Origin of the sequence: Novipirellula caenicola (genome assembly GCF_039545035.1) — a bacterium.
Lineage (GTDB): Bacteria > Planctomycetota > Planctomycetia > Pirellulales > Pirellulaceae > Novipirellula > Novipirellula caenicola.
The window spans coordinates 1,079,868-1,100,804 of sequence record NZ_BAABRO010000001.1; the positions used below are offsets into that span (position 1 = coordinate 1,079,868).

Sequence of the window (20,937 nt, forward strand, 5' to 3'; positions counted from 1 at the left end):
GTGTTAAATGCCAGCGTTCTCGACGCTTGGACAGCCAAGCGCCAAGGCAAGACTAGCGGTAAGAAGCAAATAGAGGCTTCGTGTCATGCTTGATGCTCGCTGAGCAGAACGGGTGAAATCACCGGGCACGGAGAGTGATGCATCCATTTGTGAAAACTCGCAAGCCGTGCTCCGTGTGAATGGCTTGGTTATCCGCAGCAATGTGTTTGCGTATTGGAGCGTCAGTTCAAGCAAGGTCAACTTCATCTTGCCGAAACGCAATTAGCCCCGATATCCAGGAGGAGAACAACGCGGCAATTCCAGTCGGAATATACGCAAGCAGAATGGAACCAACAAGCAATAGGGAATGCGAATCACTGCGGTCATACATTTTCGGTAGCAATTGGATGAGATGCGAATTAATGTAAATCGTCCATGCAGTGAATGCAGCCAACACGAACCTCGCCCATGCACGACCACGCCAAATGCGATGAACCAAGAAAAGCGGGACGAACAATCGAATCGCCGCAAGCACCAAGTAGTCCCACTGGCTAGATGTAATCAATCCGTAAATTTCAACCGAGCTAGCGGTCGTGATCGCAATCGCAATTGCAGTCAATAGCATGCGCCCCCGGCGCAACCGAAGCGGATCGGATTTCGTGTCGGCGTTTGAAGCTGGGGTGTAGGGATTCGGTGTCAATCGTTCACCATGTTGGTAGTCAGTCGGATAACGTCACCAATCACCCGGTCGCGACGAGAGATTGTACATTGTCGAAACGCCCGACTTCGCGACTCGGGCGCATTTTTTTCTTACCCCGTTTCCGACGCGCGTAAACGCTCATGCAGAGGCTGGCAGTCCGGATTGTATGCCAAGCCGAGGCGGTACGCGAGTTTAGCGTCTTCGATACGGTCGGCATCACGCAACTGGTCGCCGCGTGCAATCCAATCGCTCGCAGCTTCAGTTTCAAAGTTGATGATCTCATCTATCGCGTTGCAGATAAATGCATCAAATGAATCGGCAAGGCAAAATAGTTGGCGCTCGTCTGAATCTTGCTGCGTGTAATCGTCGGCGTCGTCAAGACCGTACGGATGGCATGAACGTGTGACAACATGCTGACCGTTGGGTGCAAGCAGCACGTGCGTAAAGTTACATCCCTGAGCATCGGACAGAAAGAGAAACAGAATCAATCGGTCGTCGCCGGGAAACGACGCAAGTGCATCAGGCAAACTGAAAGACTGACATGGAAACCGAAAAAGGTCGAAAAGTCGGTCGTTGGTAAAAACAGTATTCAGTGAGGAAGGGATTGTGAATCCGCGAGCAGCGAGTTCATTCTTGAACTTGGAAAATCGTTTCTGACGCTCTGAGTGATTCTCAGAATTCGCCCCGCGAATTATGCAAGCCCGTTGAAGCATCATCATCTCAAAGCCAGACATTGGCTTTTCATAGTCGATACGTGACCAAGTCTCCAGATCGTTCGTCCAGTCAAACGATCGCGGAAGAGTCTTCAGTGGATCACGAATACGGTCAACTGCAGGACAAGCGGGCGGCTTGACGTCGGGGTCCTCTCTGCGGAGAGCTTCCCACCAACTCGGAAGCGATGGTATCATGTCGAGCATTTCAGTGGGAGAACGTTAGTGATCAGCGGGGACGGGCGAACGACTTGCAAGCAGACCAGAAAACGGACCACCCGTCCTCCGTTGCATCACATGGTTCGGCCCGTTTTTTGTGGCGCGGACAATATGCGATCAATCTAAGATATTTTCCGGTTCATCGTAGTCCCAGAATCGCACATCTATCTTGGGATGCGAGGAGCGGAATTGTCTAACCGCGCTCACATACCCCAGTTCCTCCGGCGGCACTACGTTGTTGGGATCGATCGAACCGTTGTTGAAGAAAACCTCGTCTAAGTGCTCAAATCGTCTGAGCATCGCGATGATTTCCGGATTTTGTTCATATTGGACTTCAATTCGAACAACACGTTTGAATGCGTCGAGATTCAAATTGCGAAAGAATGACGGACCGCGGAAATCGAGGTGGGCCATTGCACCGCTCCACGTCCCGCACCCATCGTAAGGATGTCCACCGTCAGCGATGACAACTCCGTTCTTGGTCAAGCGTTCGAGATCATCGAGAGCTGCGAACTCGTTTCGGCGTTCCGCGACATTCCACGAATACCATCCGCACGCACCGGCAACTAGGGCCGTTGCGAGAAGCGTCGAACGAACTGTGTATTGGATTTTCATGATTGAGTGGGCGAACGGGTGAAATCACGGGGCAACGGAGTTTGGGTCTCTAACCACCGAAACACGCGACCCGTTGCTCCCGTGCATTTCGCGGTTCTGGCTTTCTTGCGGCGGGTACCGATCCCGCCAGCCGCGATCGTTGCCGCCAAGGTCCATCTTAACATCGAACGTTCGCCCGCGCAACTTCGAGCACCTTCCATCGACGGCGTATTCTTCGTTGATCGCCAATCTCGTACTCGTACTCAGCGCAGCGGTACTCAGTGCAACGGTACTCAGTGCAACGGTACTCAGTGCAACGGTACTCGTACTCGATCGACCGCGCGATCACGACCACGGGAGTCGCCAGCGGTGATTCCCGGGATCCAATGGCAACGCGATGTTCAGCTTCATTTCGAGTAGGAGTACCCGTACCGGCTGAGTAGGAGTACGATTTCTTCAATGCCAGAACGATACGGATCACGCGGTCGCCGCGAGCGATCCTCCACTTCAACAAACACGACTCGGCGACTCGTCGTGCATCCGATTGTTACCCCGATTCTACATGTTACGAATGTTCGTGTTCAGCTTGTTTTCTGGCCCATCTACCAACACGGTCCGTCGTAGCCTGCATCAATTCTCCAACTTGGCATCGGCTGTCAAACCAAATGTCCTCTGGTTGCAGTGGATTCAAGAATGCAGGGAGCGTCGCGCCCTCGACGTATTTGCAGTCGCCCCAAGGTGAGCGTGGCGAGTTAAACGCGAAAACATCCTCGTCATAAGTGTAGTAAAACCGGTCAAATGCTCCGATGTTTCTCGACTTGTATCGATCAGTGAATATTTGGTCGACCGTTCCACGGGTCAGCTCAAATACATACGTGCCCTCGAACGATACAACGATCTCCTCTGAATGCCTCCAAGGGAGCCGCAGTCCGATAAACGAGATGACTGAGTCGTGAAGACGTCGAATGAAACCCATGAAAAATCGCTAAGTAGCGTCTTTTGTTGACGTAGCGGCGCTATTCAGTTGGGGTAACAGTAGGATTAACCGGGGTCGCCCAATGTGGTCACCATTGGTAAACGTGCCATGACAACATCCGGTTCCATCCATGGTTCTGTGGTATTTGCTTGTCGGGAAATTACGGAGGCGGAGCGTCAGTTACGGCGACTCGGTGACGACGATCCGGTGGGCTTTCCATGTCATTGCGCCCGACGGTTCGCGTAGCCGCCACGAAAACTTAGAGGTTTGTCCGACCGCATCTTTCCCAAACATGACCTGCGCTTCAAGAACACGAGTATCACCGGGCGCAATTCGTTCAACCCGCCATGTGCATGAGTCAACATTTGATTCGACTGTATTATCGCCGGTGACAGAAATCAATTGGCCACCGGTAATCGACAGCGTAAGCAATACATGGTCGTATGTATTCGAAGTTGGATTATCTACTCTCACGCGAACTAGAGTTTTCTGTCCAGCGTTGACTGTGTCCACCGCTTCGGAAATAAGTTTTAACGGTGATGATACAATTGGCTCGTCATTTGGTTGTTTACGTTCGGATTCGACCGATTCAGTGAAAGCGATCTTATGCCATCGAAGATTGGGTGAATCAATGAGGACCCAGGTTGTGCCCGTATATTCATCCAGAAGTAGCGTTCGGGATGCGGCTTGCACAATTGCGAAACGACGCTGCGTGTTAGCATCATCCGCCGCAGCCCATTGATTCACGGCAATGAGAAAAAATGGAATGGCAAATCTAAGCATCAGTTGTCTCAGAAAGGAGTATTAATTCACAGAACGTTTGAATTCACCGAGGACGCGCGGTGGACATTGATTTGGAGAACAACTGGGCCGCGTCCTTCGGTGCAATTCTTGGTTCTGACTGTGCGTCGTGCTCGTGCTCGTACTCAGCATCGCGGTACTCGTACTCGTCAGCAGCATTGTACTCCGCGTCGGATTCGGAGACGGCGTCGGTGCGGGCGATCGGCAATGTTCAGCGGAATCGATTGGGCGGCGCGAAGCCATTGGTCGCGCGCACGACGATGAAGGCCGACAAGATCCCTCGCGACGGCGAACGATGAAGCGACGTAGTCAATCGACAGTCTGTAAACATCAAGTCGATCGTGGTCGAAGATTGGTTCGGTCATCGGTACCCCATTTCGAGTACGAGTACCGGCTGCGTCTGAGTACGAGCACGAGTACGATTTCTTCATTGCCAGAACGGCGGCGATCAGCGGGCCGGAACAGTTGACTTTCCATCCGTGAAACCGTGCAAGCCCGGCTCCGGGCGAGTAGAACGGAGTCTCTCGGATGTTAGGATACGCTTTGTGTTCACGGTTTGCCACAGATTTCTCCTTGTGGTGTCACAATATTTGATCCTTGTCCAATTGATCACCGAACCCTCTCAGAACCGGACTTGCGCCGCCGGCGCATCCGGCTCCCAGCCGACACCTCTCACCTGGCATCACTTTGCACTCCCCAATCGCGATCAAGTCCACGTCACCAGCACCTGCCCCGTAGAAATTCATCTGATTCGCAGCGCATACCGCTCCCAAACGCTTGCCCGCGAATCATGTGAATCACCGCGAATGAACATCTCACTGTCCAATGATCGACGCGACTTAGCCACCAAGAATGAGTTAGACGCTAGCCTCGCAAATGATCAAACCCCAGGCAAAAACATGGTTGACAAAAAGATGAAGGCAGAACGATGAGGGACGCGTTACTTCGTCTTAAAAATCTTTCTGTCGCAACAATCTTTCTGTCTTACATCCGCCATCACCTGCCGCTCACTCCTCACTCCTCACTCCTCACTCCTCACTCCTCACTCCTCACTCCTTGTCTCCTTGTCTCCTTGTCTCCTTGTCTCCTTGTCTCCGTGCCTGAGTCCTGTCGCACCAATTGCCTTTCTATCTTACGACATGGCCAACGAGTAAGCTCAATGCCGCTCCCTTAGAGAGAGCCCAAATGCGAACTTCGCCAGTGTAGGATTCGGTTCGAGACGTCTGATCGAAAGGACACACCAGCGAAGTCAAAATAAGTGACAGCAAATTACGAGGCGGAAGTGGGAAAATCACTCTGCGAAGCCAAGTTCAAACGAGCATCGCGGCTTAACGCGAGCTCGAAGAATCGGCTCGCTTGCCGCCAGCTAGAAAATTCCGCTTGACAAGCAAGCGTAAAGCGACGACATGGTTCTGGCTTCGGCTCACTATGATTGAACCCGTCCCATTAACCAGACGCCGAGTCCTGCGACCAGCAGAATCCAGCCCCCGATCGCGACGAAGACTCCAGGCGTACTTTCGGTGATAACGGGTCGCCCCAGTCCCATCGATAGTCCCGTCAGCCTCCCCATTGCGTCCGAGAACCAGATACACATTAGCGGCAATAGAACGACTAGCAAAGCGCGAAACGCGGATTCGCCGGATCCAGTCATCGTGAACACGAGCAACACAAAACCAGTGGCGACCACCATTGAAAGCGTTTTCGACAGGAATGTGAGGTCAATTAATCGCATCGCACACGCGTTGACGAAAGTGGCCGAAGTTCAATTGCCAGAACGTTTGGCATTACTGGGCGGGGAGAGTAAGGTTGTCCATTTCAAATTCGGCCGCAAGCCCCGCTCCGTGTGAATGCCATGGTTATCCAAAATTCACTGCGGCGTTAATCGCGACCGAATCGCGTCGGCGGCCGAAACGAAACCGTCCGCATCCCCACCATCGTAGTGGAACTCGTCAAGCGAATACGTAAGTGCACCGTCTTCACGAACCATCACCCCGACGTTCGCGACGTTCCCCGCTGCAAAAAGCATCAGTTGATAATCGGGAAGCCCAGGCAGGCCGGGGCCATCATATGTCGTTTTGACCGGTGCCAATCTACGGAATAGCTGCCGAAACAGTTCGTAATCGTCCGGCGGCACGCTAGTTTTTGTGCCATCTGGGAATGTGACCGACGCGGATTGAATACGCGTGTTTGAAACGATACGAATGGTCTCCGTCGTCAGTGGACGCGGCGAGGCATTAAAGCACCCAGCAAGCAGTGGTGCGAACGCTAAGAGTGCAATACTGAACATCTGATTTGGATTACGGTAGTGATCAGCGGGGACGGGCAAACGACTTGCAAGCAGACGAGAGAACGGGCCACCCGTCCTCCGTTGCAGTACATGGCTCGGCTCAGTCGCGTTTGCTTGGGTCGCGGACGAACTTGTCAAATTGATGGACTAGAGTTTCAAATTCCGCAATAAACATTGCGTCGACGTCGCTCGGATATCGTAACGAAATAAAGAGCGCGCCGTGCAATTCTCGAGAGTAGGGCGCCATCCAATACTCCACAAAGTAGTGGCGGTCAACTTTTTGTGGCACAACCGTCCCCGTACGTGTGTTGCCACTTCTTGGCGTTATCGTGCAGTATACGCCATTCAAGTTCGGGCCGATTTCTTCTCTCGGGTCTTGCCATCCACCGTCTCGATAAAGGTGATGAATCCAGAAATGCCTAGTTCGGTGGCTGAACGTCAACCTGCCGTCCTCATTCTTGACCACGCAACCTTTGTAGTAGCGATCGACAAGCGATTGTATCTCCAGTTGGAGCGCAGAGAGATCAGGTTCCCACTCGATCCAAACCGTATCACGCCCACTTTCCCAAAGGCCGTCGACGCCTTTTCGCGGTTCGTCCGCGATTAGCAACGCGGGTAATGACGCGACGTAGAAAAGCAAGCCGGCAGTCACATTTCGATTCATATCAACTTTGTAGCCGAACGTTTGAATTCACCGAGGACGCGCGGTGGACATTGATTTGGAGAACAACTGCGCCGCGTCCTTCGGTGCAATTCTTGGTTCTGACTGTGCGTCGTGCTCGTGCTCGTACCTAGCATCGCGGTACTCGTACTCGTCAGCAGCATTGTACTCCGCGTTGGATTCGGAGACAGCGTCGGTGCGGGCGATCGGCAATGTTCAGCGGAATCGATTGGGCGGCGCGAAGCCATTGGTCGCGCGCACGACGATGAAGGCCGACAAGATCCCTCGCGACGGCGAACGATGAAGCGACGTAGTCAATCGACAGTCTGTAAACATCAAGTCGATCGTGGTCGAAGATTGGTTCGGTCATCGGTACCCCATTTCGAGTACGAGTACGAGCACCGGCTGCGCCTGAGTACGAGCACGAGTACGATTTCTTCATTGCCAGAACGGCAGTGGTCACTGGGCGACCACCAGAAAATGTGAACTCATTAAAGACGGTGCGGTCGCGCCGGTGCACCACTTTGTTCTCCGTGCATCAAACCCTCGTAATTCTAGCGTTGATGCTGCCCAAACCAAAACCAAGAAATCGGGCCGAACACGAATGCCAGAATCCCACAGCCTAACATGAAAAGCGCCGCCCAATTCAGATCAATCAGAAAATCATTTTCACTCTTCGTCGACTGTAGCCTGGAAGCCAGATACGCAGTTCCCAAGGCGAGAAGAATCAACAATCCTGAGATCGTATTGCACCTCAGGTTCCATCGCTTGCGTCGATCACGCCGGCGAGAAATCGAAGCCTGAACAGCCTCATCACCATTCGACGAGTCGGATACCGACGCGGGTTGATATGGATTGGTAGCCATGAGATCGATCGGCGGAAAGTAGGCGCTATTTGTGAGACGCAAACTTAAATTCATCGGGGAACGGTGGTGATCAGCGGGTGGCGGGAATTGACGTTGTTCTCAGGAAAAAACGCACCACCGCCACTCCGTTGCATCACATGGTTCGTCGATCCGTTGTCGTCGCATCGAACGAGAGCTTGGATGCTGCAAACGCGTAAATGGACGACGTAACAATACCTAGTATCGCCATCACTTCAACACAAAACGTACCGTAGTGAATCGGCGTTTCAAGTCCGACGCTACTTTTCTCGAAGAACGTATGCGAGATTCGATTCCAGAAGAACGAATAAGTGACGCCGTACGCGAACGCCCAAACAAGCGTAACGGGATAGTGAATGAATGCTGCGATGTGCAAGGGCAGTCGCAGTCGACGATGTATCAGGATTGTGAGCGATGTCGGAACCAGCAATACGAAAAGCGAAAGGCGATTGTCGCGGAAGTCGACCGCTAGCTTCGTAATGGCGAGGTGCGCTGCCGTAATCGCCGTCAGCAGCATCAGGTCGCGGATGCCGAGTGGTTTCATGTCGAGCGCGTGGCGATAGATGGCATGCGATTAGTCCGACGAACGTTGGACATCACCGAGGACGCGCGAAAGACTCAACCATTGCCAAACCGCTCGGCTCGCGTCCTTCGGAGCATGTCATTTTTCCCCGCATTCTACAGCACTTTCATAGTGTTCGCGCATCGATTCCGCGTAGCCAGATTGCAGTCGCTCCAAGTGCAAAAGATCGTCCAAGGCCAGATTCAGCCTGCCAGTCGTTAAATAGTGCGCCATCCTAGCGTTGTGGAATTCATCGTTGTCTGGATCCAGTGCTAATGCCTTGTCGTAGTACGCGAGCATCGTATCGAAATCACTGTCAATCTCAGCAAAGGCATTGCCAAGTAGCAAGTAAGCGTCGGGAAAATACGGGTTAAGCTCGATTGACCGTTTTAGCCAGACGCGTGCCTCACGATAGCGTTCCAGCTCCGCGTCGTTGTAGAACGGCGTCTCATCGCGATCATCCGGCGGGCGTTTGTCGGAAAACCAAGTGGTCAAGCCATCAGACCAGCGAGGAATCGCCGAACGTTGCAGCAATCGAATCAGGTTTACTGCATTCCGAAACAACGTGATTGCTTGGCGGGCTTTCTCAGCGGTGACAGATGATTCCATCACGATCAATTCAGTCGGGTAACGGTAGAAATCACGGGGAACGGACGAACGACTTGCAAGCAGACCAAATATGACGACTCCCGTCCTCGCGTGCATTTCTTGGTTCGCCGCTTCTGACTCTTAGTGGCGGAAGGAAATTAAACCGAGCCCGATAGCCTGCGCCTTCTCGAGGGTTTCGATGTAAGCATGGACATCATCAATAATCTCTTCCGACTCTGCCATTCGTTGCTGGTACGGCGTCAGTGTTGAATCAGGTCCCAAGTTGTGTTTGTAGTTCCTTGCACGTTGTAGCTCGTCTGAAATCTGATCACGAGATAAGAATCCGATCTCCGGAAAATCGCTTGGCAATGGAATCGAAATTGGAACGCCGGACTGCAAGAGCAGCGAGTGAAATGGTTGATCTCGAACTGCTCCCACGCCGTATTCGCCGCCCTCGACAAGTTGTCCCATTTGATCGGCAATCATCTGAAGTGCATACCCGTACATTGCGCCCTCGACGTTGCTCTGGATTTCGCCTTCGAAGATTTGCCTGAGTGCAGTTGCCGTATTAGGCATCTCACCTTCTTCGATCTCTTCCTCGAAGAAAGCGTCGTTATCTTCGACGTCGTCAGCGTGATCCTTCAGAACCTTGCGCAACAGGTCGTGATCTTTCGAGCCGTGAACGGACTGCAGTCTTTCGATGTCAATCGCGAAAAAGTTGTGTGAGTATCCCATGTGGATTGACGCAATTTGAGTGTCGGCGAACGGGAGCGATATGCGGGCGGCGGCGAGCGATTCAACCATATGGAAAAAGACGACCAGCGCCGCTCCGTATCATCGCCTGGTTCTGCCCGATTCAGGACATGTTTCCATCACCGAAGATATCCGAATCGCGACCATCGTACAATTCATTCGATTCGTCGACCGATAGTCGCCAGTACAAAAAAGCTGGTTCAATGCCGGGGCATTCAGCGAGTATTCGAGCGCGCAATTCCATCAAATCCGTATCGGATTCAACACGACCATGAATCGTTACAAACAGTACTTTCTTCGCGTCGCACCGGGCTCGGACCTGAACAAAACGTGAATTCGACGCTAGCACATCCCGCAACTGTGCTTCAGTTTGTATTTGAGTCCGGTGCCGCCGGGAGAGAGAGGCGAAACCAGGACTTACACTCGGTGCGAAGCATAGAAGTGTGAAGACAACTGATAGAAAGAGAGATGCAATTGTACGCCGGACAATGTTGTGCCGACGATTCGTGACGAAGACGCGATAGACGACGAACGCACTCGTGGCAACGAGCAGGCAAAACGTGATGGCTGCACTCGTGCCGAGCAGATACAGCCCCCTCAAGAATGCCGTGGCGCAAATGAGTAGACCGATGGGAATCAGCAGTGTGTTGCGTTTGCAACTCACAATATCTTCAGTGGCAGAACGCCGGGGTTCAGCGGGGCCGCGCGAGCGACTTGCCACTTCAAAAAAGTTTGCTCGCGGCCTCCGTTGCGACCCATCGTGCGTCGCCCCGAGATCTTAGTCAGTTCGAGCAGACTTTATTTGGCATCAATGTATTCCATGAGGACCGCTTTTCCTTCGTCAAATGAATGTCCACGAAAGACGATCGTTCCGTTTTGGTCAATCAGGACGCACAACGGAACGCCAGTAACGACATACTTGCGAGCAATCTCAAATGGGTACGAAGGAGATGTTTTACGTGATTCGTCGACATAGCGATCTAAAAAGCTTGTCAAATTGAACCATTTTCTAGCGTCAATATGGTTCTTTGCAACGGAGGCATCTTCGTCCAGGCAAATCGCGATGCACTGGACCTTGCCAGGATATTTCTCGTCAACCTCTGACGCAAACTCATTGAATGCTGACATCGAATATTGACAAGGACCGCAAGTCGTCGACCAAAACTCAATCGCAGTGAATTGTTTATCGAAACTCACCATGTCAGACTCATTCGATCGCATGTTTCGGGCGACAATTGTCGGCGCTTTCGCCCCCACCTCGGGCGACTCGCCAATTGCCTTGAGCTGGGCCTTAAATTCAGCATCGTTTACGCGACCGAGTTGATGACTTTGACGCACCAGCGCGATCCTCAGATCTGCGTATTCCGGACCCAAATCTCCGTGTTTTGTTGTCACATGGTAGCCGTGTGGCATGGTTGAGCGTGGTTTTCCGAAACTTGTGACAAGCAAATTTGGCGGGAGGCGAAAAGAGTCTTGTCCAGATAGCTCTCCGATCTCTGAAAGATCGAACTGAATTAGCTGGCTGAAAACGACATTACCACCTGTTTTGGCAACATATTGGACCTCTGCAGGAAAGTATTCGCCCGCCGCTAGCTCATCCCACTTGAGGACACGCATAATCTGAGTAAATGGCTGCGTTTCGCCAGCAAGCATTAGCGTGGTCTCATGGCTGTTAACCAGGTGACCATGAGTTTTGTCAAAACTGATTAAAACGGAGGTTCCTCGTGGGATGCCTGGTGTTCCAATGTTTGGATCGGGCGTGCTTCCCGGATGCCCAATTTTGACTTGAAAAATATCGCCATCGTCGAGCAACACCTTGGGATCGAAAGAAGACTTATTGCATAGGTCAACGAAGGTCATATCTGGGTCCGAAGCGAAGAGTCGGTATGACCGCAAAGACCGCCAAGGAAAGAGTCGCCGAATTGGCTTTACGTCGTCGTACAGACTTGCACGCATCCCAACTACCGCGATGTCGCTCTTCAGTTCAGCATTTGCATCGTAGCCAACGATGTCGACGAAACGATTGCTGTTCCATATCGCGCAAACCGGCTTCGCATTCCCTCGAAAGTTGGTCGTAACTTCGCCAGATTGCGACAGCACAGTGGAGAATTTTTCGACAGACTGTTCGGTACCATTTGCATCGAGATAGCGGACAGTCCATGCAATCTTGGCATTAGACAAGGTCGCCAACTGCGACTCGTGCACGCCTAGCGTCCGTTTCAACTCATTTGGTTCGTCACCGTTCGCGATGATAGAGCCCGCGTGAAACAAGAGCACGACCAGGACACATTGAATAGGCTCGAAGACGGACCGCATAACGAAGTTCCGAAAGAGTGAAAGCGTACTTTGAGGACAGACGTAGGAGACGACGGGAACGCAATGTGTCGCAGAACGGGAGCGATGTGCGGGCGGCGAAGGGTGATTAAACCACTTTGCAAAAACGATGCCGCCGCTCCGTCACCATCGCATGGTTATCGCAGATCGCAGCAAGCATGAATCGAGTATAATTGCAGTGGCGTTCCGCCCCGTGGGTGGCCCGTCAAGCAGACAACCGTTGGGATCGACCAGTGAGGCTAGTGTAACGGACTGCGATGACAAGATGTTGCACGATCACCAACGGGAAATTCGCTCGTTACGCCAGCGGTGGAATGAATTGCAAAACCAACGCAGGCCACGCAGCTAGTTGCGATAACGAAGTAATTATCGCCGGTTGTGGTGGCGATAAGCGGGTCCTGGGACTGTTATCGCTGGTTGGACCTTCGGCTCCCTCGGTGACACATGGTGTGTTATCGACGGTTCGAGGGAATGTTATCGCCGGTTGGCGTTTGACGAGTATGAGGGGTCTCGATTCTTAGGTCAAGCAAAATTGCAACTTAATGTTCCATCCGGGGCATTGACCTGTGCTGCTGAATGCCAAGAAGCAGCGATGGTAGTGCTGCGGTGAGGTAGGACGGCGTTAAAAACGATTCAGCACTCCGAACGCCGACCTGCTTTGAACGGCCGTGGGAGTGGGGCGATGACCTTTGCTGTGGGGTCAACGCAACTGGGACGGAGTCTGCTCCACAGGACCGATTTGGCCAGCTTCTCTTTGCCGAATCGGGTGATTGCAAAGGCACTGAAGCGAAAATGTCCCAAAGCCGTGCGAGTTGACATGGCAGTCCTCCAGGCGGAAATTCACAAGCAAGTCAGTCCGCATATTTTTGCTATCGTTTTGCTGCGTGCGGGAACCGACACTTGCACAATCCAAGAGTTGCTTGGTCACGCGGAGTGAGGAGCTGGGAGATTGAAAAAGTTAAATTGGCAATTGAAAATTTTAAAATGGATGAAGCTGACGACTGGACCCGAGTGGGGAAGAATTCATTGAACAGGAGGAAAGGGAGGTAATAGAGAAAGAGGTGATTTGTGGCTCTGTTTTCTCTGTTTGCTCCTGTTTAAATAAGACCGCGCATCGGTTGCTTGCGTTTGCAGCGGGAGCATCGGCTCTGATTAAATGGGGGCGGCGGAGTGTGAGTGACGGTCGTCTTGGGGCGGGATCTTTAGCAAGATCCACTACGGAGACTGGGGCTAGACTGAGCGGACGCGGAATTGATGCGGGGCGGTGCAGATTGGAAAGGTGTTGTGTGGCGGTATTCTGGCTTAGGCTGAGGGCGTTGAGAGGGAGCAAGTATTCGCGTTGGTTTGCGTCGATTCGCGGGCCTGTTTTTTTCTGTCGGTGTTGCGTTTGCGCGAGTGCAAGATAACGGGTCCGATCGCGGTCGACGTCGGTCTTTCCTGCCGCCCCTTCGGGGCTTTCAAATTTGGGTTGCGTTGTAACCCACGGCTCACGCCGTGGGCTACAGCATGCCGTCCCTTTCGGGACTTGGGAATGATGGTTGTCGCCCTTGCTGCACGCTGCGATTAATAGTCGCTTGCCGCGATGTTGGGGGAGTGAGTAAGAAATGAAAAAGTTAAATTGACAGTCGTAAATTTTAATATGGATGAAGCTGACGGCTGGACCCGAGTGGGGAAGAATTCATTGAACAAGAGGAAAGGGAGGTAACAGAGAAAGAGGTGATTTGTGACTCTGTTTCCTCTGTTTGCTCCTGTTCAAATTGTCCGCGCAACTAAACCTCGCAATCGTCGCTCTTGTTGGCGATGGTGATCTGGTGGCTCGGGCGAGTTTAGAGCTAAGAAACCAGTACGGCGGGATCTTTAGCAAGATCCACTACGGAGGGTGGTGATAGACGAACCGGAGGCGGAATTGATGCGGGGCGCGAGGGAGCTGGAGACAGGCCCTCACCCGGACGTGGCCTTGAGGGCCCGTCCGACCTCTCCCGTGCTGCGCTCGGGAGAGGTGGCTTGTGCAGAATACGTGACTTGTAACTCTGTTTCCTCCGTTTGCTCCTGTTCAAATAAGACCGCGCATCGGTTGCTTGCGTTTGCGGCGGGAGCATCTGCTCTGATTGAATGGGGGCGGCGGAGTGTGAGTGACGGTCGTCTTGGGGCGGGATCTTTAGCAAGATCCACTACGGGATGCTGGTGTGAGCCGGACGGGATGCGGATTTGATGCGTGGTGCGAGGGAGCTGGAGACAGACCCTCACCCGGATGAGGCCTTGAGGGCCCGTCCGACCTCTCCCGTGCTGCGCTCGGGAGAGGTGGCTTGTGGAGAATACGTGATTTGTGACTCTGTTCCCTCTGTTTGCTCCTGTTCAAATAAGACCGCGCATTTGTTGCTTGCGTTTGCGGCGGGGGCATCTGGTCTGATTGAATGGGGCGAGTGAGTGTGGGTGACGGTCGACTGGGGGCGGGATCTTTAGCAAGATCCACTACAGGAGACTGGGGCTAGACTGAGCGGACGCGGAATTGACGCGGGGCGGTGGAGATTGGAAAGGTGTTATGTGGCGGTATTTTGGCTTAGGCTGAGGACGTTGAGAGGGAGCAAGTATTCGCGTTGGTTTGCGTCGATTCGCGGGCCTGTTTTTTTCTGTCGGTGTTGCGTTTGCGCGAGTGCAAGATAACGGGTCCGATCGCGGTCGACGTCGGTCTTTCCTATCGCCCCTTCGGGGCTTTCAAATTTGGGTTGCGTTGTAACCCACGGCTCACGCCGTGGGCTACAGCATGCCGTCCCTTTCGGGACTTGAGGATGATGGTTGTCGCCCTTGCTGCACGCTGCCATTGCTAGTCGCTTGCCGCGATGTTGGGGAGTGAGTGAGAAATGAAAAAGTTAAATTGACAGTCGTAAATTTTAATGTGGATGAAGGTGACGGCTGGACCCGAGTGGGGAAGAATTCATTGAACAGGAGAAAAGGGAGATAACAAAGAAAGAGGGGATTTTTGACTCTGTTTCCTTTGTTTGCTCCTGTTCAAATTGTCCGCGCAACTAAACCTCGCAATCGTCGCTCTTGTTGGCGATGGTGATCTGGTGGCTCGGGCGAGACTAGAGCTAAGAAACCAGTACGGCGGGATCTTTAGCAAGATCCACTACGGAGGGTGGTGATAGACGAACCGGAGGCGGAATTGATGCGTGGTGCGAGGGAGCTGGAGACAGGCCCTCACCCGGACGAGGCCTTGAGGGCCCGTCCGACCTCTCCCGTGCTGCGCTCGGGAGAGGTGGCTTGTGGAGAATACGTGATTTGTGACTCTGTTCCCTCTGTTTGCTCCTGTTCAAATAAGACCGAGCATCGGTTGCTTGCGTTTGCGGCTGCGAGCATCTGGTCTGATTGAATGGGGGCGGCTGAGTGTCGTTGGCGGTCGTCTTGGGGCGGGATCTTTAGCAAGATCCACTACGGAGGGTGGGGTCAGCCGGATTGGACGCGGAATTGATGCGTGGTGCGAGGGAACTGGAGACAGGCCCTCACCCGGACGAGGCCTTGAGGGCCCGTCCGACCTCTCCCGTGCTGCGCTCGGGAGAGGTGGCTTGTGGAGAATAGATCAAATGGGCCAGGCCTCTTTGATGAGCCGGACACTGACTGCACCGGAGTGAAGCGGCGATTCAATAGACCACGGCGAGGTGGGCTTTCTTATCGGTGGGCAGGATGCCCGCCACGTCTATTGGAAGCTGGCGGCAAATGGCGTCCAGATGAAAGCGATATCAAGTCAGCCCGACAATCACTTACCAAGATGAAGGCGGAATACAGAGTGGAGTTCATCAGCCTGATGGCTCGATTCCAGGCTGCCAAGCGACAAGACGTGGAAGGGCTGATCCGCACTCCAACCATCAGAAAGGTGATTGGAAAGTACCGCCGTCGAATTGACGAGCAACTCGACCTGCTTGATGGGGAAACACCGTAGTCAGATGAGACGGTGCGGCTTGCCACGGGAATCCCGGGTTATCGAGTCGTGGTATTGCGTTGTGTTCACATAACAATCCAGCCCCCTCATCCCCAGCCCTTCTCCCCCGCAAAGCCGGGGGAGAAAGGAGCCAGAGGAACTGACGCAAAGGCAACCGTACACGACCGACACATCCGATGAAGCATTGGCGGTTCAGTTTGACGGCTTGTTGATTTAATGAAGTTTCCTGCGGTAACGGGTGTATGATGGACTTTCTAGTCCGTCAATGGTGTATTCGACGGACTAGGAAGTCCATCGTACGACTAAATCAACAAGCCGTTGAGAGATTGCAGCGAATGTCTCCGACCGAGCCGCGACGAATTGCTATCGACTCGCGACCGCAGGTGGCGTCTGCTTCAATTCTCTGATGGCTGGCCAATGGCCTCCGCTTTGTCCGTCGGCCGCAGCTGTTCTTCGCCCAGCGTGCTGGTGTCGACAATAGCGATTCCAGGTGCCAGCAGCGATCGTTTTACGGCCAATTCCAGAAGCTCCACCATTTCGCTCCACCGATTGTGATGGGCCAGTAGCGCCATCATGTGGTCAATCAGCGCCGGATCATGACGCTGCGTGTAATAGGCCTGGGTACCCCGCACCAGCCGATCGAAATCCCATCGATGGTCAAAGGTTACGGGCCCTTGCTGGCTGGCCATCCCTTTCATCAACTCAATGGCTTTCGCATAAACCGCATCCCCTTTGTCTCCGCCAATCGTATCTGCAACATTGCTCAAGTAATGTTCGACCATTCCAGGCTTTCCGTGCCAGCGCGGCAGTAAATAAACAGCGATCTGTTGGTGCAGCGAAGCGTTTTCGCGATGCTCGCTCTTTTGCAAGTCGATCGCGAGCTTGCGAAGCTGATCGAGCGACATGCCGGCGCTGGTGGCAAAGCCCAACCGCAGATGATACACCTGGGCGATGGGTGCTTTCACTGTAGCCAACGGCTTGATGACTTCGATGCCTTCGCGAATATGTTCGTGAAAAATCTGCCAGCCTTTTTCCGTCACCGTACTGGCATAACCTCCACCGCGAGCATTCCACGCGATTGAATGATGCAAATTGGCGAGCGCACAACGCGCGACTTGCGATTCGGGATACCTGGTCAGCAAATGTTGGGCAACGTTGAGAGAGCGATCGATGGAGTCGCCGCCAAGATGCGGCATGAAGGAAAAAACCGAGCGTTGGATCGCGCTATAAAACTCGTCCGCCAACGCCCCTTGATAACTTCCTTCGGATCGCATTTCGGAGGAGGCCAGAAAATCAGACACCGCTTCGATCTGGGCGATGTCCAACTGCTCGACCAACTCCCCTGCAATCTGCCCGATCACGCGTTCAATCGGTTTCACTAACGGATCCGGCCGTCGCGACACCACATAGTCCTGACCGCGCCGATGCACGATCAACTTGCCTCCAGCGCCAACGATCGAATCTTCACCGATTGTGCCTTCGATGATTTGATACTTGAAACGACCGTAACCAGCGCTGGGGTCATACCAATCCACGAACGTGTATCCCGCTTTGTCAAAATGAGGATCCAGTGGGCGACCGATGAGTTGAACCACATCGCGTTCTTCCAGTCGCACCATGTCCATTCGCTGCGGAAGGAATGGCAAACCAACCGTGCGGGGCCGCAATCCGAACCGGTTCCAAATCAGTTGCGCGCGAGCCGCGTCCGCTTCACTCACCAGCGTATAGCCTTCACCGGCGGCCGCCAGGGCACTCTCCAGACCTAGCATGCCCAGAAAATTCCCATGGGCATCGGGTTCGGGCCGCGCGGTGCGAGTGATGATTGCTTGTTCGCTCAAACGCGCGACAGTCCAACCATCGCTCGATGCGAACAAATGCACGTTCTGCTCCGATCGCCTCCTGTTGCTCGGCTTCGTCAAACGAATCGCTTCGCTGCTCTTTAAATCCCAACGGAATTGCTGACTATCTTTCATTTCGATCACCAGAGAGTCGAAATCACCGGATTGATCGGCCGCCAAAATGGGTTCGCTAGTGCCATCGATCGACAACACCTTGGCTTGTTTACCGTCACCAACCATCAGCGTTCCCTCAGCGATCCACCACACCTGTTGCCCATCGTTATGCAGCCACGGGCCATATTGCACGCGCGACGGAAGATCATCGCTCGGAAGGGTTTGGCCGCTGGTCAGATCGACGCGGAACAACTTTCCCTGGCTGTCACGCATCACGCCATGCTGGGCGCTACGGTCGATTGCCAGCAGCGAAGCTTCGGAATCAATTTTCAGCGGTGTGGTGTCCCATACGATCGTGTGTCTGTTGGCATCGATCGCGTTTTCAATCCGTTCGCGTGTCTCCGCTTTCACCGGCGGCGTCTGGTGGACAACGTCGTCCGGAGCAACCGGTTGACTCAAAACCGCGTCGATCGAACGGTCGTCGCTAAGATTATCGCGTTGTCGCAGATAGACGGCATGCAGTGCCCGACCTTCGCGAAGTGTCAACGTCTTAACCGGCATGGTTTGCAATGCACCATTGAGCATCCGCAATTTCAGTGTGTCATCGGATTCGTAGCCTGTCTCTTTGACCACTGCTGGACCGATCAGACCGCTGGAAACGCTTAGCATACGCAACCACTTTTCGGGTTCAAACTCGATCGTCGCCGACGCCTCGGGCGCCGCGTCCGGGTCCATCGTCGGCAGCTTCAGCGCGGCAAGCTGCTGCCGCGATTGGTCGTCCAGCGTGGCGATCCGCACCAGAAAAGTTTTCCCCTGAAAATCTTTCATCACCACATCATCACCGCGGATCGCCACCGGCTCAGCATGCAATGAGTCCGTGTGACCGCGAAACTCCCATCTGGGAAATCCTTCCTGCAGTTTTGCGACACGCTGCTGGCCTTCGGCCCAGTGTCTGCGAAACTCCGTTAGCAGGCTTGCTGGATTGGGCTTGTTCTCGCTCGAGAATACGGCAGTAAACGAGTCGCCATCCCGCTTTTGAAGTGTCACCGTAATCTGCCCTGGCAACGGCTTATCGTGCTCAAAATCGATGATTGCACCAGCAGAGTTGTATGCAATTTTGTCAGTTTCCGGTTTGACCCAAAAGCGAAAGAATTGTCCGTCACGAGTCATCGGCAACTCGGTTTCCCAGTCACGATCTGGCAAGCGGTCCTCAAGGCGACGTAGTTCCGCGTCGTGTTTCGACGCCATGTGTTTACGTGCCAACAAAACGGGCGTCGCGGTGGGATCGTTGTCTTCGACGAACAGCAAGTCTTCTCCCCACTTGCCAACCAACTTGCCGACGATCGTTTGGCCCTGTTCACCGATATACCAGCGTTTCGAATCCGCTACGGCCACTTTCGAGGCTAAATCCGGAAGCTCACTCGTGGGTGACGGGATTCGGCTTGCCAGTTTGTCTCGCAGCTCGGCAACCCCCCGGTCCCGCACCATCGCTTGCAACTCAGCCTGATGCTTCATGCTGTTTGTCACTGCGCTGAGGTGGTCGAGATAGAGATACCACCAATCGAGGGCATCACCGTAGGTATGCGACATCTTCACTGTCTGGCCATCGATGCCCGGTGCCTCGTCGGCCATCCCCTGAACTTCAACCACCACGACCGACAAGTCCTTGACGACGACGCGGTACTTCATCAATCCCGCCAGCACTTCACCGGTCAACCACTGCAAATCATCGTCGCGGGTGGCGATCTGGGCGGCTTGGCGATCAATCTCAGCGAGTTGAGATGCCTCGACAAACAAGTGTTCGCCGTTGATGAATTGAAAGGCAAAACCGTTTTCGAAGGCCCCCAGCAATGTTCCTTGCAGTTTGGAAAACCCAGGTTGCAAGTTCCAGAAGTCGCGATCAAACGCAGTTTCCGCTACTCGCAACAACGCCTGGTCTCGATGTCGATCAGCGGAATCTTCACCGGATCGGCGCAAGACGCTAAGTTCCAAATGAAACAGATCCTCACATGACACGCTAGCTGCTTCCATCTCACGTGTCTCCTGCGGACCCGCAAAAAACCGAATCATGGACTGGTTGGGCGCGCTGAGATCGAAACCGAACGTCCAACCGCTGCGACCACGCATCGCGATAGGCAGCTGACGCAATTCTTCATCGCTAAATTCTTTTGTGATTCCCAGTCGCTTCGCGCGGTTCAATATCCCTCGAAACTCTTTTCCCAGCACAAACCCCATCGAATACTTGGGCAATCGATAGGCCTGGCCTTTGGGCAAAGCGAACTTATCGATATTCGCGGCAACCGATTCGCCTTGCGAGAGCGAAGGACCGGCCTGTAACACGAACGCCTCTTCGGTTTCATGCAACACCTGGCCGTGCACCGGATGCGGCACCCAATTGTCGACGACAAGATGCTCTCCGTTACCGAACGCCCGGTACCGCTCGGTCAGCTCACGTAACTCCTCATCAGCGACTGCACTGGCGTCCACCATGTACAGACGTTTGCCGTCAAATGCAAACACCTTGCCGTTTTCGATCGCAACGGGTTGGCGAAAACCCGCGGCGCCGGCCGGTGGTGCGTCTTTCCACTGTTCGATGCCGCGTGCGAGCGGCGGCAAGTATTGGTAGCGAACATAGCTGTAGCCGCGATTATGTTTGGCCAGAATTGTTTTCTGATCCTCAGGCTGGAACATCTTTAGCGGAACCAGGTAGCTCGCACTCTGCACATCACGTCCGCTCTGCTTAACGCGAAAGATGCCTTCGATCATCGATTCAGATACCGATCCAGAAACCTGCCACCCATTTTGCAACGTCCAGGTGCGATTGGCCGTCAACGGCTTGGACTGGCGAAACGCCATCAGCTGTTTGATTTGGCTATCACCGGACTGTTGGGCAGTCGTCGGGTGGATCACACCGAATGCAAGCACCGACAACAGTAAAATTCGAAAGTTAGCTGTGGCTTGCGTGAACCGGTCAAACATTCCATACCTCGGAGGGGGAGT

Annotated in this window: 13 protein-coding genes; 1 reads left to right on the forward strand and 12 read right to left on the reverse strand. The window is 53.6% G+C overall.

Annotation, left to right across the window (positions count from 1 at the left end; translation table 11 throughout):
- Nucleotides 1-226 precede the first annotated feature (226 nt).
- The 11 genes from ABEA92_RS03605 to ABEA92_RS03655 form a co-directional block, all read right to left on the reverse strand.
- Complete coding sequence (locus ABEA92_RS03605) at nucleotides 227-604, reverse strand: hypothetical protein (protein WP_345682418.1); 378 nt, start codon at nucleotides 602-604, stop codon at nucleotides 227-229.
- Nucleotides 605-789: 185 nt separating this feature from the next.
- Nucleotides 790-1,587: a hypothetical protein gene (locus tag ABEA92_RS03610; protein ID WP_345682419.1), complete on the reverse strand. Its 798-nt coding sequence runs from the start codon at nucleotides 1,585-1,587 to the stop codon at nucleotides 790-792.
- Between the two features lie 138 nt (nucleotides 1,588-1,725).
- The gene (locus tag ABEA92_RS03615) at nucleotides 1,726-2,022 is read right to left on the reverse strand and encodes a hypothetical protein (protein WP_345682420.1); all 297 of its coding nucleotides are present in this window, start codon (nucleotides 2,020-2,022) and stop codon (nucleotides 1,726-1,728) included.
- Between the two features lie 1,336 nt (nucleotides 2,023-3,358).
- On the reverse strand, nucleotides 3,359-3,961 hold the full coding sequence (locus ABEA92_RS03620) for a hypothetical protein (protein ID WP_345682421.1): 603 nt from the start codon (nucleotides 3,959-3,961) through the stop codon (nucleotides 3,359-3,361).
- Between the two features lie 1,444 nt (nucleotides 3,962-5,405).
- On the reverse strand, nucleotides 5,406-5,711 hold the full coding sequence (locus tag ABEA92_RS03625; RefSeq protein ID WP_345682422.1) for a hypothetical protein: 306 nt from the start codon (nucleotides 5,709-5,711) through the stop codon (nucleotides 5,406-5,408).
- A gap of 135 nt (nucleotides 5,712-5,846) precedes the next feature.
- Nucleotides 5,847-6,266: a hypothetical protein gene (locus ABEA92_RS03630; protein ID WP_345682423.1), complete on the reverse strand. Its 420-nt coding sequence runs from the start codon at nucleotides 6,264-6,266 to the stop codon at nucleotides 5,847-5,849.
- Between the two features lie 100 nt (nucleotides 6,267-6,366).
- Nucleotides 6,367-6,930 carry a hypothetical protein gene (locus ABEA92_RS03635; RefSeq protein WP_345682424.1) on the reverse strand — a complete coding sequence of 188 codons (564 nt, stop codon included), beginning with the start codon at nucleotides 6,928-6,930 and terminating at the stop codon, nucleotides 6,367-6,369.
- 996 nt (nucleotides 6,931-7,926) lie between these two features.
- Entirely contained in the window at nucleotides 7,927-8,355 is a 429-nt protein-coding gene (locus ABEA92_RS03640) for a hypothetical protein (RefSeq protein ID WP_345682425.1), read from the reverse strand.
- A 117-nt stretch (nucleotides 8,356-8,472) separates the two neighbouring features.
- A complete protein-coding gene (locus tag ABEA92_RS03645; protein ID WP_345682426.1) occupies nucleotides 8,473-8,982 on the reverse strand; it encodes a tetratricopeptide repeat protein in 510 nt (169 codons plus the stop codon).
- A gap of 120 nt (nucleotides 8,983-9,102) precedes the next feature.
- Nucleotides 9,103-9,765 (reverse strand): DUF7691 family protein, encoded by a 663-nt coding sequence (locus ABEA92_RS03650; RefSeq protein WP_345682427.1) that lies wholly within the window; start codon nucleotides 9,763-9,765, stop codon nucleotides 9,103-9,105.
- A gap of 747 nt (nucleotides 9,766-10,512) precedes the next feature.
- The gene (locus ABEA92_RS03655; RefSeq protein WP_345682428.1) at nucleotides 10,513-12,030 is read right to left on the reverse strand and encodes a TlpA family protein disulfide reductase; all 1,518 of its coding nucleotides are present in this window, start codon (nucleotides 12,028-12,030) and stop codon (nucleotides 10,513-10,515) included.
- Between the two features lie 3,784 nt (nucleotides 12,031-15,814).
- Here ABEA92_RS03655 and ABEA92_RS03660 point away from each other — a divergent pair.
- Nucleotides 15,815-15,985: a hypothetical protein gene (locus ABEA92_RS03660; RefSeq protein WP_345682429.1), complete on the forward strand. Its 171-nt coding sequence runs from the start codon at nucleotides 15,815-15,817 to the stop codon at nucleotides 15,983-15,985.
- A 395-nt stretch (nucleotides 15,986-16,380) separates the two neighbouring features.
- On the opposite strand, the gene ABEA92_RS03665 is transcribed toward ABEA92_RS03660, so the two are convergent.
- Nucleotides 16,381-20,916 (reverse strand): hypothetical protein, encoded by a 4,536-nt coding sequence (locus tag ABEA92_RS03665; protein WP_345682430.1) that lies wholly within the window; start codon nucleotides 20,914-20,916, stop codon nucleotides 16,381-16,383.
- Nucleotides 20,917-20,937 lie beyond the last annotated feature (21 nt).